Below are 15,564 nucleotides of genomic sequence, written 5' to 3'. Positions count from 1 at the left end.
TAACGTGTATGCTAGGCGATAGCCAACAGCTAAAGGCTCAGTTATGCTGAGTTTATAAGATTAATTGAGTCAAATTAAGCTACAAGGGATGTAAAAGATGTCGGAGCATGAAAATGAGCCTGCGGTGAATAAACCATTAAGAGTCGGTGTGGCACTGGGTAGTGGCGCAGCTAAAGGTTGGGCCCATATCGGTGTGTTGAAAGAACTGGCTGAAATGGGAATACATCCAGATAAAATTGCAGGATGTTCAGTTGGTGCATTGGTAGGTGCAGCGTATGCCAATGATCATCTTGATGAGCTAGAAGCGTGGGTGCGTGGTTTTTCCAGTTGGGATGTTTTAGGTCTGATGGATTTAAGCTGGCGTAAAGGCGGACTGATAAGCGGTGAAAAAGTTTTTGATGTGCTGGCTGGCCGAATTGGTGAGCTAAAAATTGAACAACTGAAAAAACCATTCTCAGCGGTGGCAACTGATTTATACTCCGGACAAGAAATTTGGTTTAAAGAAGGGGATTTACGACACGCTGTTAGAGCATCATGTTCAATGCCAGGGTTTTTACCCCTGTTCAACTAGAAGACAGATGGCTAGTCGACGGCGCTGTGGTGAATCCTGTTCCAGTATCAATGTGTCGTGCGATGGGAGTTGATGTGGTCATTGCTGTTGATTTAAACGGCCATCGCCGTAACAGTATGCATATGTTGCCACAACAGATGAAAAGCCGTGCCCCTACAGCGTTAGAAAAACAACAACAAGAAGCCAAAGAGCCAGACTCTGCTTTTATGGATATTCTGGGTAAAGGTAAAGAGTACATTGCTAGCTTTTCAGAGAAGTTTTCGATGTCGACTAAATCCCATCCTGGCATGATTGCAGTGATGTCTCAGTCAATGGATATTCTAGAGCAGCGCCATAAACGTGCCAGACTGATGGGCGATCCACCTGATGTTTGCTTAGTTCCTCAGCTTGCTGATATAGGCACCATGGAGTTTCATCGTGCGGCAGAAGCCATTGAAGCTGGCAGGCAGTCTGTGCGTCAAACTGCTCATTTAATCAACTCTGCTTTAGGGCGATAACGTTTTTCAATTACTCGGTCAAGCTCTGTTTTGCCAAATAGTGCAGAGCTTGGCAGTAATATTTTTCATTTCACTTCCCCTCATCAAACTATGATCCAGATCATAGATTTCTAGTCTTCGTTATAGCTTAATACACCATATCTAGTGTTTATTGGTTTCTTGTTGTGGATATATAGTGTTTATATCCTGTGCATAAATGGAGTAAAAGTAATGCCTGTAGTAATTAAAAGGGACGGTTGTCGGACTGTATTTGATGAGTCTAGAATTAGGGATGCCATCGTTGCTGCTATGGCGACGGCTACAGGTCATGCTGATGTTGATTACGCCGCTACCATTGCGGGTGTAATCCGAAATCAAGTCGCGAACGAAGAAGAAGTACAAATTCACCATTTACAAGATTTAGTGGAAAATCTATTAATGGAAGGGCCTCATAAAGAGGTTGCACGTCATTATATTGAATACCGTCATGATCGTGATATTTGCCGTGAAGCAAAAAGTAAACTTAACTGTGAAATTCGTGGGTTAGTTGAGCAAAGTGATAGCTCAATTTTGAACGAAAATGCCAATAAAGACGCTAAAGTTATTCCTACACAACGCGACTTACTCGCGGGTATTGTAGCCAAACATTATGCTAAATCACACTTGTTACCAAAAGACATTGTAGCTGCTCATGAATCGGGTCAACTTCATTATCATGATTTAGATTATGCGCCTTTCTTCCCGATGTTTAACTGCATGTTAATTGATTTAGCAGGCATGATGACCCATGGCTTTAAAATGGGTAATGCCGAAATTGATACACCAAAATCAATTTCAACTGCCACAGCGGTCACTGCACAGATTATTGCCCAAGTTGCTAGCCATATTTACGGCGGCACAACGATTAACCGTATCGATGAAGTGTTAGCGGAATTTGTGCAAAAGAGTTACCAGAAACAACTGGTGATTGGTAAAGAGTGGGGCGTGAGCGATGTGGAAGCATTTGCTATGGCGCAAACTGAAAAAGAATGTCATGACGCATTCCAGTCATTAGAATATGAAGTGAACACTCTGCACACTGCTAATGGACAGACTCCGTTTGTGACGTTTGGTTTTGGTCTAGGCACGAGTTGGGAGTCACGCTTAATTCAAAAATCAATTCTAACAGTACGTATGGCAGGCCTAGGTAAAAACCGTAAAACCGCGGTGTTCCCAAAACTTGTATTTGCTATTCGTGATGGCGTTAACCATAAAGCGGCTGACAGTAATTACGATATTAAAAAGTTGGCTTTAGAATGTGCCACGATGCGCATGTACCCTGATATTTTAAATTACGAGCAAGTTGAGCGTGTTACTGGTTCGTTTAAAACGCCAATGGGCTGTCGCTCTTTCTTAGGTACATATGAAGAGAATGGCGAGTTAATTCATGAAGGTCGTAATAATTTAGGTGTGGTTAGCCTTAACTTACCTAGAATCGCAATCGAAGCTAAAGGCGATGAAAAAGCCTTCTTTGCATTACTTGATGAGAGGATGACTTTAGCGCGTAAAGCGTTAGATACTCGTATTGCTCGTCTTGTCGGTGTTAAAGCCCGCGTAGCGCCAATCTTATATATGGAAGGCGCATGTGGTGTTCGTTTAAAAGCTGATGATGATATTTCTGAAATCTTCAAAAATGGTCGTGCGTCTATTTCATTAGGTTATATCGGACTTCATGAGACAATTAATGCTCTTTACGGCACAGAAGAGCATGTATTTGATAGTGAGCTACTGCGTACTAAAGCCGTTGAAATTATTAATGTTATGAAGCGTGCCACGGAGTCGTGGAAGGCTGAAACAGGTTATGGCTTTAGTTTATACAGCACGCCAAGCGAAAATCTATGCAGCCGTTTTTGCCAGTTGGATGCAAAACAGTTTGGTGTGGTTGAAGGTGTGACTGATAAAGGCTACTACACCAATAGTTTCCATTTAGATGTGGAAAAGAAAGTAAACCCATACGATAAAATTGACTTTGAATTGCCATATCCTGAGCTAACAAACGGTGGATTTATTTGTTATGGCGAGTTCCCTAATATGCAACATAACGTTGAAGCATTAGAAAACGTTTGGGATTACAGCTATAGCCGAGTGCCATACTACGGTACCAATACACCTATTGATGAATGTTATGATTGCGGCTTTGTTGGTGAGTTTAACTGTACAAGTAAAGGCTTTGTCTGTCCTAAATGTGGCAACCATGAGCCAAGTAGAGTGTCAGTAACTCGTCGAGTATGTGGTTACTTAGGTAGCCCAGACGCCAGACCGTTTAACCATGGTAAGCAAGAAGAAGTAAAACGCCGCGTTAAACACATCTAGTACTCGTTCTATGTCATATCAAAAACAATAAGGCGCTGAATAGCGCCTTATCTTTTGAGTGGCTAAAGTCTTAAAAGGTCGAGATCAAATAAGGCGAGTTGAAATAGGACTGCTAGGAATAAGTCACTAAGTGCTAGATATGGTATTAAACAGCATATTTTAAGACAGTTGACTACAGTGCATTAGCTTTTTAAAGGGTTAAAGTTATGAATTTTCATCAGTATTACCCAGTCGATGTGGTAAATGGACCTGGTACGCGTTGTACCTTATTCGTAGCTGGATGTGAGCACCAATGTCGTGGCTGTTATAACCAATCAACTTGGGACCCACGCTCAGGTAATGAATTTACTCAAGCGATGGAAGATCAAGTGATTGCAGATTTACAAGATACACGGATTAAACGTCGTGGTTTGTCTTTATCTGGTGGTGATCCTTTATTTGCGGATAATTTGCCTGCCATGTTAGCGCTAGTAAAAAGAGTGAAGCGTGAGTGCCCAGATAAAGATATCTGGTTGTGGAGTGGCTACCAATTAGCGGAAATGTCTTTAAAGCAGCAACAAGTACTAGCTTACGTAGATGTGTTAATTGATGGCAAATTTGAGCAAGATCTTGCCGACCCAAGCCTTAAATGGAAAGGTAGCGCTAATCAAGTGGTTCACGATTTGAGTCAGTTGATTATACTAAGTTAGTCGGCATATTTAACAACCGGTAATCGTTTCACCGATAATGACATTATTGTCTGTTCTGTCAAATACATAGTAAGCAAAGCATTGGTCACTTACGCTGTAAGAAGGGTAATAAACTGCGACAGAGTTACCGGGGATATAGGCAACTCCAATGCTAGTGGGCCCACTGGAGCCTTCAAATAGCATGAAGCAAAAATCACTATTGGTAACACATTCTTTATCAGGTTGATTCTGGCCTTCATCTTGTAAGCTCGCATCAAGTAAATACGTCAATGCATCTTGATTATATAACCAAGGGTGGCCAAATATGGTTTGGACAAATTCACCTGTTTCTAAATAAAATCCACCTTGGCTGTCAGTAGAGCTTGAACTACTATTTCGATCATTTTTCTCGATCCCTAATATGGCAGACTTGGCAAATACTAATTCATCAAAGCCTTCAAAAGCGCCAGATACACCTTGTATTCCTGATGCGTGAGCTTCATCAGCAACGGATAAAAACCTCGGTGCAGCAATAACAGCAATGATCCCCAATATAATGATGACCACAACTAACTCTATTAAAGTAAAACCTGCATGATGCTGGGTTTGATTAGATAGATTTTGATGTAAATTATTATTGTTATGCATATTAAAGAATATCCCAAAAGGAAAATTGAGTCCGTTAATCACTTGGCCACAGATCCATCAGGCTCAATTAATGATAGTGCATTTAACACCTTATTGAACTTAAAGGTCAATTTAGCTGCAGTAATGCACAAAATTATGCACTGTAACAAGTTTTGAAGTTAGCTTATTCAGCCGCTTTAGGTATATAATTTGCGTTCGAAAAAGTGTTGTTCGATAACAAAACAACTTTTTGCTATCGATAGCATGAAAGAATTTAAGGTAAAGAAATGAATTTAAAACAAGAACTGCAAACATTAAATGATAAAGCAGAGAAGTTTCGTCGTAAGCTTGCTGCCGCTGAAGCTCGTGAAGACAAAGCCGTTATCATGCAGTTTAAGAAAGAAATTGCGACAGTGACTAAACGTATTGCCAGTTTGAAAAATCAGCAGTCTCGTTTATTGAACAAGCAAGGCCAAGATATCAAAGGTTTGAAATTTAGCCGTGAGCTCACCAAAGCTGAACAAGCTGACATGGGTAAATTAAAAAAATCGGTAAAAGGTCTAGTGGTTGTTCATCCTATGACGGCTGTAGGCCGTGAAATGAATATCAAAGTTGTTACTGGTTTTGCTCCTGCAAAATTCTAATCCAGTATTCGAAGTTTTCATGACATAACGTCAGTTCAAGGATGATCAGTCTCAAGGATTGAGCGTTGTCTTAAAGGTTTATCCATGTCGATTAAATATATCGCCACTTCTAAGTTACCTACGCCTTGGGGCGTATTTGCTATGCATGGTTTTGAAGATACAGAAACTGGTAAAGAACATGTGGCGTTAACTTATGGCGAACTTACCTCAACTGAAGCCATGTTAGGCCGCATTCACTCTGAATGCCTGACGGGTGATGCGCTATTTAGTTTACGTTGTGATTGCGGGTTCCAGTTACAAACAGCAATGCAAAATATTGCTGAAAAAGGCCAAGGCTTTATTTTATATTTGCGTCAAGAAGGGCGTGGTATAGGCTTGCTGAATAAAATTCGCGCCTATGAATTACAAGATCAAGGCGCGAATACCGTCGAAGCTAATGAACGTTTAGGTTTTGAAGCTGATATGCGTAAATACGACATGATCGAGCCAATGCTGAAACAAATTGGTGTCAGTAAGGTTAAGTTGATGACTAACAACCCTCGCAAAGTGAAAGCGATGCAAGCCGTTGGCATCGAAGTTGTTGAAAGAGTGCCTTTGCAAGTGGGTAAAAACCGCTACAATGAGGATTACTTGAAAACAAAATCTACTGAGCTGGGTCATATGATGACTGAGCACCATTTTATCGATGATGAGAAATGAGAGTAGATAATCATTCTGGACATCATCGTTAACCCATGGTTTTTACAAAATTGAAATCTACCTGTTCAGACACATCAAGAAGCGTTGCAAAAGCATTTGCAGCGCTTTTTATTGGTTTGTCGGTTTGTGTAACGTGTTATGCCGCTGACTCGAATAACCCAGATGTGAACCATTATGCGTTTGCTAACTACATAGGTAGCGGTATATACCGAGCCTCTGGGCAAAATGCTGCAGTAGTCAATATTCCCTTTGCATTTGATATTGAAGAATCAGAAGACCATGTTTTAACGTTAAGGTTACCTATTTCGTTAGGCTTTTTGATTATTCTTTCAGCGATCTTCCTGAAGGTGAATTACCTGACAATGTTGGTACCATGACCATTACGCCAGGTATTGAGTATAAATGGTTTTATGATGAGCAACTAACCTTAGAGTCATACCTTGATTTAGGCTATGGCCACAATTTTTCTAAATCCAGTAATGTTGGCATATTCTCAACAGGTATATCGGCTTTATATGAAGTCGCCGAACCCAAGTACACGCCTATTTGGGTAAATCGTGTTTACTACGCTGGCTATAAAAGCAGTATCAACGATAGCTCAGAAAGTTATTCAGTGCTTCAAACTGGTCTAGATTTTGGTGTAGGGCAACATTGGGATTGGGGCGAGTATACCGTTGAACCACGGTTATTTGTTGCGGGCCGCTGGTACTTCAATAAGCTAAAATTTATAACGCCATTAGATGATGATTTACAAACATCAAGTACTTACGAAATCGGTGCGACATTGGCTCTGTCTAAGCCGCTAGGTTGGGGCTGGTTTAGTACAAATAGATTTGGGGTAAGTTACCAAACGGATGGTGAGCTACAAGTCTGGCGTTTAATATTCGAATTTCCGATGTAATGCTGAGTGCTGTGGTGCTTTCTGGGTTACGTTTTTATTGGCGGCGATATTCACAGCGTATCCGCTGTGAATGTAATGCAAATGAGTCATCGTGAACCGTACCGGGCTTATCTGAACGCGATAGCATGAATCACTTTCAACGAACATCACTTCGTACCTTATAATCACTTTGTACTTTATAGCCGCTCCAAGTAAGTTTAGCGCCAAATATTGAAAACAGTGCGGTACGTCTTAGGCTCGCTGTTACTTGCCCCAGATGTCTGCATTCACGCCAGCAGTGCTCTTATTAGTGTGTGTCGTGCTTGTTGCGGGTTTATTGTCACTTTTTTCGACATAAGGTTTAGGTGCGGGTAAAGGCAACTTATTCGTTTTAAGCCACAGGTATTCAACTTTATCGCGAGCCCATTGCGTTTTACGTAAAAACTTTAGGCTAGACTTGATACTCGGGTTATCGTTAAAGCAGCGGATATTGATACGGCTGCCTAGTTCTTCCCACCCATACTTATCGACAAGCTCAGTGACGATAGTTTCAAGTTTCATACCATGCAGTGGATTGTTAGCTTGTGTCATGACTCAGAGTTCACTCAGATTAAAATCTTAAAATTAGCCTAATGATACCATTAACTCGATAACTTTACTTAGGCACAAGTGAGGTATATGAGAGTCGAAAGGGAGGTTTTCATTGAGTTCATTTAGGTTGTCTTTTGTTGCACTTATAGTTGAGGCATAAAACAAATAATATTAAATGCATAAAACAATGAGATTAAACGCTTAAAACTCAAAATTATTATCAGGTGGAATAGCAAATAACTCTTTCGCGATTGCACGAATTTCTTGAGCCGCTTTTCCTTCAGGGTCAACTTCAAGCACTGAGGCACCACTTTCTTCGCTGTCATCATAGATATTACGGTTAAAGGTAATGGCATCAAGGGCTGTTAAGCCAAATGATTTAACCACGTCTTTAGCTTCTAAAATACGCTTAAATTGTGAGGGTAGAGAAGGGCATTGACTGATAACAATAGTGGCGACCATTTTCGGGTTGACCATTTTACAGGTGCTTAGCATATCTTCCATATGCGGTAAGGTTTTTAAATCGCGGCGCTTAGGTCTTAATGGGATGACAACGTAGGTTGCAACAGACATTGCTGCTCGCATCGCTAGGTTATCTTGGCCGCCACAATCGACAATGACATAATCAAAGCGCTCGCCGAGACTAAGTAAATCATTGCGGATTTTACCGTAAAGCTGAATGCAATTAATGGGTTTCAGTTCGGCTTTGGTATTACGAGCTTGTATCCAATCTGATGTGGTGCGTTGAGGGTCACAATCCACCATTAACACGTTAGCGTTAAATGTCTCTGTTACATAGACGGCTAGGTTTTGTGCTAAACAACTTTTTCCACTACCGCCTTTTTCTCCACCAACGAGTATTATCATAACCTTGCCTTTATTAAGATGATGGTTAACGTCTTCTTTATCTAAGGATAGTTCAATAATTACTTTTTAAATCATCAGTTTTATATTTATTGCGCAATTTTAATCAACATCAATTTAAAGCAATTGCATCGCAATATGATAACTATGTTCAGACGCTTGAGTGCATCGACAAACTTGCCCCTTAATGGTGTTTTGCTTGTCAGTTTGATGATTGAAGGTAATTGCGATTAAATCGCCTAATGAGAATGCAGTTTTATAGTCGATGAGAATGCCTTTTCGGGCTAAATCGATACATACACCAAAGTCTTCATGTGACTGACCATTTGCATCAATCCAATGCAGTAAAATACGCTCTGCTTCCATGTCGACGCGTAAAGATTGACGTTTTTCTTCAAATCCAGTGTGTTCGTTAGACATGAGATTGCAACTCCGTTTTATGTTTGCTCTGTGTTATTCAGTTTGTAGCTAATTCATACTAATCAACATCGACAAAAAAAGCGATAAGTTAGTCACTTATCGCTTTTAAGGTTACGCTTTATCTCGTGTCATTCTAATGATCTAAATCTTTATTTTTGGGGTAAGGTAACTTCAACTGTCCCCAACGTATGACAATAACGGTACAAGCAAGAACAATGGTTGATACTGAAATTGCCAATATTCGCCAGTCATCCATGCCTTTCATATCAAGAATCAAGTAACGAGCTAGAGCAACAATCGCAATATAAATTGGCATACGAATAGGTAACTTACCTGACTCGAGGTAGTTAACGACCATGGCTAGTACTTCGAGATAGATAAATAACAGCAGTAAATCAGCTAGTTCTACAGTTCTTATCTCGAACATGTGCATGATTTCTTCGCCGATAGCAAATACCGTGGCGACAGAAATAATGAACAAAACGACATGTTCGACACTTTTCAAACTTTTGATGCCGATTTGGCGAAGGATAGGGAGCGGCATAATAATGGATATCTCTTATTAGAATCTAATTGATAATTCAGTATATTCTGCTAGGCGAGACTTTGCTCAGTGATCCAGATCATAAAAGGTAAATTTATCTGAAGTTGTCGATACAATTGAGGCAAATTACAGGCATAAAAAAACCGCCAATTACGGATGTAAGGCGGTTTTTAAAAAAGGGATAACGACTAGCGTTTTAGGCCTTCATTTAATAAAGGACGCATAATTTTAACCAGTTCAGAAGTCACTTTTGGTGAACCTGCAACAACGTTGCCTGAAGCTAAGTAATTATGGTTACCGGTAAAGTCAGTAACAGTACCGCCTGACTCACGACAAATTAAGTCGCCAGCTGCGATGTCCCATGGCTTTAGACCAATTTCAAAGAAGCCATCTAAACGACCAGCAGCAACATACGCAAGGTCTAGTGCTGCAGAACCCGCACGGCGGATATCAGCACATACAGGGAATACTTCGCCTAGGATGTTCATGTAAGTTTCGGTGTGTTGACGAGACTTGAACGGGAAACCTGTACCAATAACGGTATTAGTTAGCTCATTAACGCCAGTTACGCGTAAACGGAATTCGTTTAATTTAGCACCTTGGCCACGAACTGCAGAGAATAATTCTTCACGAACAGGATCATAAATAACGGCAACTTCAATTTTGCCTTTATATTGAACTGCGATAGATACTGCGAAATGTGGGATACCACGAACGAAGTTGTTGGTACCATCCAAAGGATCGACTATCCATACATAATCTTTATTAGTGCCGCGATTTTCACCGGCCTCTTCACCAACAATCGTATGATCTGGGTAAGATTTACGAATCTGGTATGTAATGGTAGCTTCTGCTTCCTTGTCTACACTTGTTACAAAGTCATTTAGACCTTTTGAATCAACTTCAACTTTGTCGAGTTCAGTATAGGCGCGCATAATAGTTTGGCCCGCAGCGCGTGCGGCGCGCGTGGCAATAGTCAGCATCGGATGCATAGCAATCCCCTGGATGTTAAAGAACGAATAAATCAGCCGCGCAATTATACGCATTTTAGCAGGTTTATCAAATGCAGATTTTCATATAAGGAATTATTTGCAGCTTGTGTTACTATCCGCAAAGTGTTTTTTTGAATGAAAAAGTAGTTTGATGTTAACTAATATTCGCGTTGTTTTAGTTGGGACCTCTCATCCCGGAAATATCGGCTCTACCGCAAGAGCTATGAAAACCATGGGCTTATCTAACTTATATTTAGCCGAGCCACGAGTTCAACCTGATGGTCAGTCAATTGCACTTGCTGCAGGTGCAGCTGACTTGATAAAAGATATCACCATTGTTGACTCGTTAACTGAGGCGATTAAAGACTGTAGCTTGGTTATTGCGACCAGTGCACGTAGTCGCACTCTTGATTGGCCAATGCTTGTTCCAAAAGAAGCTGGTGAAAAATTAGCATTAGAAAGCGCTAAAGGGCCGGTAGCCATAGTATTTGGTCGTGAGAACCATGGTCTGAGCAATGAAGAACTGCAAGAGTGTACTTATCATGTGTCTATTCCTGCTAATCCTGAGTACAGTTCATTAAACTTGGCTCAAGCCGTACAAATTATTTGTTACGAAACCCGTATGGCGCATTTAACATTAGATGAGCAAGAGACGATTGAAGAAGAATATCCACTTTCTGAGGATCTACAGCGCTTTTATGTTCATTTAGAGTCTACCCTGACGAAAACAAATTTTATTATCAAAAATCATCCAGGCCAAATCATGACTAAATTAAAGCGTTTATTCAGTCGTGCTCGAATTGAAACCGCTGAGATGAATATTTTACGTGGCATTTTGACTTCTATTGATAAAAAAATGCCACAAGAAAACAGCAAAGACGATAAAGCTTCATAAGCCATTGTTAACTTAAATTTGACGTACAACTGAGTGGTAAAAGAAGGACTGTAACATGGGCGTGATAGCGCGATTAAAGGAAGATATCGAATCTATTTATCACCGCGATCCTGCGGCGAACAGTAGTTTTGAAATTTTAGTAAACTATCCTGGCATGCATGCGATATGGATCCATCGCATTAGTAATAAGCTATGGAATGCAAAGTGGCATTTATTGGCACGATGTTTATCGACCTTTTCGCGTTGGTTAACTGGCGTTGAAATACATCCTGGTGCAACCATAGGGAGACGCTTTTTTATCGATCATGGCATGGGTGTTGTGATTGGAGAAACGGCAGAAATTGGCGATGATTGCACTTTATATCATGGTGTCACCTTAGGTGGGACAACTTGGCAAGCAGGTAAACGTCACCCAACATTAGAGAACAATGTAGTTATTGGTGCAGGGGCACAAATACTGGGTCCAATTACTATGCACGACGGCGCAAGGGTTGGTTCAAACTCAGTTGTTGTTAAAGACGTGGCCAAAGATACTACCGTGGTCGGGATCCCTGGTCGGGTTGTAGCTTCGCCTTCGGCACAGTCAAAAGAGCAAACTGAGCGTCGCAGTGCGATGGCGAAGAAGTATGGGTTTGATGCCTATGCGGTATCACCAGATAACCCAGATCCTGTAGCGAGTGCAATTGGCCAAATGCTTGATCATATGCATTTGATGGACTCAAAAGTGCAAGAAATCTGTCAAGCGGTGCAAACCATGGGCGGTGAAGTTTGCACTGAAAAATTGCCGGAGTTGAATGTTGATGACTTTACAGAAGCAGAACAAGAAGCGGCTGAAAAACGTAAACAAGAGATAGACAAATTTGACCCAATTATCTAGGTCATTTTTTGAATTATCTGGCAATTTATTTTTGTTTGTTTATTCTTTTTGAAGCTTGAAAACGATAAAGCCGATCCCCATATTTTGGGTATCGGCTTTATTATTTGAGCAGATAAATAAGATCAATGTAAATTTTTATGACACAGCGCCGTTTTATCACATTATCGCCTAATAAATGAGTAACTGGCATTGAATCTTGCACTATAAAAAGGTTAAATAGCCGTGCAAATTTTTAGACCTAAAATTGTTAGACGCGAACGAGAGGAAATACTTGAGTAATTTAGTGGGTTAAATACTTGACTAAAATACTCAGGTATGATGAAATTGCCCTATAGTTTATGGGAGCAAAATACGTTATGAAACTGACATCAAAAGGTCGCTACGCAGTGACAGCTATGCTGGACGTTGCTATTCACTCAGCCACCGGGCCAGTTCCCTTAGCGGATATTTCTGAAAGGCAGGGAATATCGCTTTCCTACCTTGAGCAACTCTTCGCTAAACTTCGTAAACATGGTCTCGTATCTAGTGTTCGTGGTCCAGGTGGCGGTTATCGCCTAGGGCAAGAAGCGAATGATATCTCTGTTGGCATGGTCGTGCATGCTGTAGACGAGTCAGTTGATGCAACTCGTTGTCAGGGAAAAGGGAATTGCCAAAGTGGCTCCCGCTGTCTCACTCACTCTTTGTGGGGAGATTTAAGTAAACAGATTTCAGAATTTTTAGATGGCATTACCCTTGCTGGATTAATGGATAAACGCGATGTGCAATTTATCTCACTAAAGCAAGACGAAATGCAGAATGAGCATAGAGTTACTTTGTAATTTTGTGTTGATGTATCGATAACAATTATATGTACGTTGTAAGTGGTCGCACAGATGACCGCTCAGTACGGAGTGTATGATGAAGCTTCCTATCTATTTAGATTATGCCGCAACAACCCCTGTCGACAAACGTGTTGCCGACAAAATGGTTCAATTTATGACAATGGACGGTGTGTTTGGTAACCCAGCATCTCGTTCTCACCGTTATGGTTGGCAAGCCGAAGAAGCAGTTGATATTGCTCGTAACCAAGTAGCTGATTTAATCAATGCTGATCACCGTGAAATCGTTTTCACTTCTGGTGCGACTGAATCAAGCAACCTAGCAATCAAAGGTATTGCACATTTCTATAATAAGAAAGGCAAGCACATCATCACCAGTAAGACAGAGCATAAAGCAACACTTGATGCTTGTCGTCAACTTGAGCGTGAAGGTTTTGAAGTTACGTATTTAGAGCCAAGTGACAATGGAATTATCCCAATGTCTGTGCTTGAAGGTGCAATGCGTGACGACACTATTTTAGTGAGCATCATGCACGTGAACAACGAAATTGGTGTCATTCAAGACATCAATGCGATTGGTGAACTATGTCGCTCTAAAGGTATTTTCTTCCATATGGATGCTGCGCAAAGTGCAGGTAAATTACCGATTGATGTTAAAACAGTTAAAGTTGATCTGATTTCTATTTCTGGCCATAAAATGTATGGACCTAAAGGTATCGGTGCACTTTACGTACGCCGTAAACCACGTATTCGTTTAGAGTCTCAAATGCATGGCGGTGGTCATGAACGTGGTATGCGAAGTGGTACATTAGCAACTCACCAAATTGTTGGTTTAGGTGAAGCCGCTGCTATCGCTAAGCAAGATATGATTGAAGATAATGCGCGCATTTTGCGTCTACGTGACAAGTTATGGAATGGCATTAAACATATCGAAGAAACTTATATTAATGGCGATATGGAACAGCGCTACAGCGGCATCTTTAATGTGAGCTTCAACTTTGTTGAAGGTGAATCATTAATGATGGCCCTTAAAGATTTAGCCGTATCGTCTGGTTCAGCTTGTACTTCTGCAAGTTTGGAGCCTAGCTATGTACTACGTGCATTAGGCTTAAATGATGAAATGGCGCACAGCTCAATTCGTTTCTCAATTGGTCGCTTTACGACTGATGAAGAAATCGAGCATGCAATTAAAGTAATTGATGATTCTATCGGTAAGTTACGTGAAATGTCTCCACTTTGGGAGATGTTTAAAGATGGTATCGATCTGGACCAAGTTCAGTGGGCACATCACTAATACATTATTATCGATAGCAATAAACGGAGCAGAATTGTTATGGCTTACAGCGAAAAAGTAATCGAACATTATGAAAATCCACGTAACGTTGGTTCATTTGATAAAAATGACCCTTCAGTGGTAACAGGTATGGTTGGTGCACCAGCATGTGGTGACGTGATGAAGCTTCAACTTAAAATTGGCGAAAACGGCATCATTGAAGACGCTAAATTCAAAACTTATGGTTGTGGTAGTGCAATCGCGTCAAGTTCGCTCGTAACTGAGTGGGTTAAAGGCAAAAGTGTTGATGAAGCAGCAACAATTAAGAATGCTGATATCGCAGAAGAGCTTGCTTTACCTCCTGTTAAAATCCATTGCTCTATTTTAGCAGAAGACGCTATTAAAGCAGCATTAGATGAGTACAAATCAAAGCAAGACAAGTAATACCGGAGTTAAGATGGCAATTACAATGACCCCAGCTGCGGCTGAACGAGTGAAATCTTTCCTAGTTAATCGAGGAAAAGGCTTGGGTTTACGCCTAGGGTTAAGAACATCTGGCTGTTCTGGTATGGCTTATGTGCTTGAGTTTGTTGATGAAGCAAACGACGATGATGAGATTTACGAAATAGAAGGCGTTAATATCATCATCGATGCCAAGAGTTTTATTTATTTACAAGGCATTGAATTAGATTTTGTTAAAGAAGGCCTGAACGAAGGTTTCCAATTTAACAACCCTAATGCCAAAGGTGAATGTGGTTGTGGTGAAAGCTTTACTGTGTAATCTAATACACATAAAGCTTTACTGTCATTTACCCAAAAAGAGCATGATATCTGCCAATGAATTACTTTGAATTATTTCAAATAACACCTTCCTTTGATATCGACACCGCCAACCTTGCAGAGCGCTATCGCGAGCTGCAAAGGGCGGTTCATCCTGATAAATTTGCCAGCGAGTCTGAACAACAAAAACTGTTATCAGTGCAACGCACTGCGCAAGTTAACGACGGATACCAAACGCTTAAAAACCCATTAAAGCGCGCTGAACATATGTTAAGTCTTCGTGGTGTTGATATTAGCCATGAAACTACAACAGTGAAAGATACTGCTTTCTTAATGCAGCAAATGGAATGGCGTGAAGCGTTAGAAGATATTAAAGATAGCCAGCAAGCTGATGACTTAATCGAAGATTTATATCAATCATTTGCTGACTACGAGAAAACCCTATCGCAATCCCTTGCCCAATTATTAGCCACTAATGCAGAAAATGATGATTTATCTGCAGCTGATCAGATCAGAAAGCTGAAATTTATGGCAAAATTGCAGGATGAATTAGCAAGAGTTGAAGATTCATTGCTAGATTAACGCTGAGCTCT

At 40.7% G+C, this 15,564-nt stretch carries 19 protein-coding genes and 1 pseudogene; 14 read left to right on the top strand and 6 right to left on the bottom strand.

Translation table 11 applies throughout. The annotated features are described in order from the left end of the window. Nucleotides 1–97 precede the first annotated feature (97 nt). From rssA to nrdG, 3 genes and pseudogenes are all read left to right on the top strand, one after another. A pseudogene (rssA, locus tag ACGEDC_RS00385) lies at nucleotides 98–1,068 on the top strand (patatin-like phospholipase RssA). A gap of 210 nt (nucleotides 1,069–1,278) precedes the next feature. Then, nucleotides 1,279–3,399 (top strand): anaerobic ribonucleoside-triphosphate reductase, encoded by a 2,121-nt coding sequence (gene nrdD, locus ACGEDC_RS00380; protein ID WP_055024682.1) that lies wholly within the window; start codon nucleotides 1,279–1,281, stop codon nucleotides 3,397–3,399. Nucleotides 3,400–3,605: 206 nt separating this feature from the next. Further along, nucleotides 3,606–4,088, top strand: coding sequence for an anaerobic ribonucleoside-triphosphate reductase-activating protein (gene nrdG / locus ACGEDC_RS00375; RefSeq protein ID WP_394495735.1), 483 nt, complete (start codon nucleotides 3,606–3,608; stop codon nucleotides 4,086–4,088). A gap of 9 nt (nucleotides 4,089–4,097) precedes the next feature. Here nrdG and ACGEDC_RS00370 read toward each other — a convergent pair whose 3' ends face one another. Further along, on the bottom strand, nucleotides 4,098–4,715 hold the full coding sequence (locus tag ACGEDC_RS00370) for a prepilin-type N-terminal cleavage/methylation domain-containing protein (protein WP_055024680.1): 618 nt from the start codon (nucleotides 4,713–4,715) through the stop codon (nucleotides 4,098–4,100). 266 nt (nucleotides 4,716–4,981) lie between these two features. On the opposite strand from ACGEDC_RS00370, the gene ACGEDC_RS00365 reads away from it, so the two are divergent. The 4 genes from ACGEDC_RS00365 (at nucleotide 4,982) to ACGEDC_RS00350 (ending at nucleotide 6,938) form a co-directional block, all read left to right on the top strand. Further along, nucleotides 4,982–5,338: a YibL family ribosome-associated protein gene (locus ACGEDC_RS00365; protein ID WP_055024679.1), complete on the top strand. Its 357-nt coding sequence runs from the start codon at nucleotides 4,982–4,984 to the stop codon at nucleotides 5,336–5,338. An 84-nt stretch (nucleotides 5,339–5,422) separates the two neighbouring features. Continuing rightward, complete coding sequence (gene ribA, locus ACGEDC_RS00360) at nucleotides 5,423–6,037, top strand: GTP cyclohydrolase II (protein WP_055024678.1); 615 nt, start codon at nucleotides 5,423–5,425, stop codon at nucleotides 6,035–6,037. A gap of 50 nt (nucleotides 6,038–6,087) precedes the next feature. Beyond that, nucleotides 6,088–6,414, top strand: a complete 327-nt coding sequence (locus ACGEDC_RS00355; protein ID WP_394495732.1) for a hypothetical protein — start codon at nucleotides 6,088–6,090, stop codon at nucleotides 6,412–6,414. Further along, nucleotides 6,411–6,938, top strand: coding sequence for a hypothetical protein (locus ACGEDC_RS00350; protein WP_394495730.1), 528 nt, complete (start codon nucleotides 6,411–6,413; stop codon nucleotides 6,936–6,938). Before ACGEDC_RS00355 ends, ACGEDC_RS00350 begins: the two co-directional genes overlap by 4 nt. Nucleotides 6,939–7,181: 243 nt before the next feature. Here ACGEDC_RS00350 and ACGEDC_RS00345 read toward each other — a convergent pair whose 3' ends face one another. From ACGEDC_RS00345 to suhB, 5 genes are all read right to left on the bottom strand, one after another. Continuing rightward, the gene (locus ACGEDC_RS00345) at nucleotides 7,182–7,508 is read right to left on the bottom strand and encodes a VF530 family DNA-binding protein (RefSeq protein ID WP_055024676.1); all 327 of its coding nucleotides are present in this window, start codon (nucleotides 7,506–7,508) and stop codon (nucleotides 7,182–7,184) included. Nucleotides 7,509–7,709: 201 nt separating this feature from the next. After that, complete coding sequence (locus ACGEDC_RS00340) at nucleotides 7,710–8,375, bottom strand: AAA family ATPase (protein WP_055024675.1); 666 nt, start codon at nucleotides 8,373–8,375, stop codon at nucleotides 7,710–7,712. A 114-nt stretch (nucleotides 8,376–8,489) separates the two neighbouring features. Then, nucleotides 8,490–8,792, bottom strand: a complete 303-nt coding sequence (locus ACGEDC_RS00335; RefSeq protein ID WP_080916054.1) for a PilZ domain-containing protein — start codon at nucleotides 8,790–8,792, stop codon at nucleotides 8,490–8,492. A gap of 133 nt (nucleotides 8,793–8,925) precedes the next feature. After that, nucleotides 8,926–9,336, bottom strand: coding sequence for a phosphate-starvation-inducible protein PsiE (locus ACGEDC_RS00330; protein WP_055024673.1), 411 nt, complete (start codon nucleotides 9,334–9,336; stop codon nucleotides 8,926–8,928). A 188-nt stretch (nucleotides 9,337–9,524) separates the two neighbouring features. After that, nucleotides 9,525–10,328, bottom strand: a complete 804-nt coding sequence (gene suhB, locus ACGEDC_RS00325; protein WP_055024672.1) for an inositol-1-monophosphatase — start codon at nucleotides 10,326–10,328, stop codon at nucleotides 9,525–9,527. 151 nt (nucleotides 10,329–10,479) lie between these two features. Between suhB and trmJ the strand changes: the two genes are divergently transcribed. The 7 genes from trmJ to hscB all read left to right on the top strand — a co-directional run bounded on the left by trmJ (nucleotide 10,480) and on the right by hscB (nucleotide 15,553). Continuing rightward, on the top strand, nucleotides 10,480–11,223 hold the full coding sequence (gene trmJ, locus ACGEDC_RS00320) for a tRNA (cytosine(32)/uridine(32)-2'-O)-methyltransferase TrmJ (protein ID WP_394495726.1): 744 nt from the start codon (nucleotides 10,480–10,482) through the stop codon (nucleotides 11,221–11,223). Between the two features lie 55 nt (nucleotides 11,224–11,278). After that, nucleotides 11,279–12,100 carry a serine O-acetyltransferase gene (gene cysE, locus ACGEDC_RS00315; protein ID WP_055024670.1) on the top strand — a complete coding sequence of 274 codons (822 nt, stop codon included), beginning with the start codon at nucleotides 11,279–11,281 and terminating at the stop codon, nucleotides 12,098–12,100. Between the two features lie 356 nt (nucleotides 12,101–12,456). Next, on the top strand, nucleotides 12,457–12,918 hold the full coding sequence (iscR, locus tag ACGEDC_RS00310) for a Fe-S cluster assembly transcriptional regulator IscR (protein ID WP_055024669.1): 462 nt from the start codon (nucleotides 12,457–12,459) through the stop codon (nucleotides 12,916–12,918). A 79-nt stretch (nucleotides 12,919–12,997) separates the two neighbouring features. Beyond that, on the top strand, nucleotides 12,998–14,212 hold the full coding sequence (locus ACGEDC_RS00305; RefSeq protein ID WP_055024668.1) for an IscS subfamily cysteine desulfurase: 1,215 nt from the start codon (nucleotides 12,998–13,000) through the stop codon (nucleotides 14,210–14,212). 39 nt (nucleotides 14,213–14,251) lie between these two features. After that, the gene (gene iscU, locus ACGEDC_RS00300) at nucleotides 14,252–14,635 is read left to right on the top strand and encodes a Fe-S cluster assembly scaffold IscU (RefSeq protein WP_055024667.1); all 384 of its coding nucleotides are present in this window, start codon (nucleotides 14,252–14,254) and stop codon (nucleotides 14,633–14,635) included. 13 nt (nucleotides 14,636–14,648) lie between these two features. Beyond that, nucleotides 14,649–14,972 (top strand): iron-sulfur cluster assembly protein IscA, encoded by a 324-nt coding sequence (gene iscA / locus ACGEDC_RS00295; RefSeq protein ID WP_055024666.1) that lies wholly within the window; start codon nucleotides 14,649–14,651, stop codon nucleotides 14,970–14,972. Between the two features lie 56 nt (nucleotides 14,973–15,028). After that, on the top strand, nucleotides 15,029–15,553 hold the full coding sequence (gene hscB, locus ACGEDC_RS00290; RefSeq protein ID WP_055024665.1) for a co-chaperone HscB: 525 nt from the start codon (nucleotides 15,029–15,031) through the stop codon (nucleotides 15,551–15,553). Nucleotides 15,554–15,564: the final 11 nt, after the last annotated feature.

It is taken from the genome of Shewanella sp. ENK2, assembly GCF_043568515.1.
GTDB lineage: Bacteria > Pseudomonadota > Gammaproteobacteria > Enterobacterales > Shewanellaceae > Shewanella > Shewanella japonica.
Note: the sequence above shows the minus strand (reverse complement) of the source record. Positions and strands in the feature narration are given on the sequence as shown.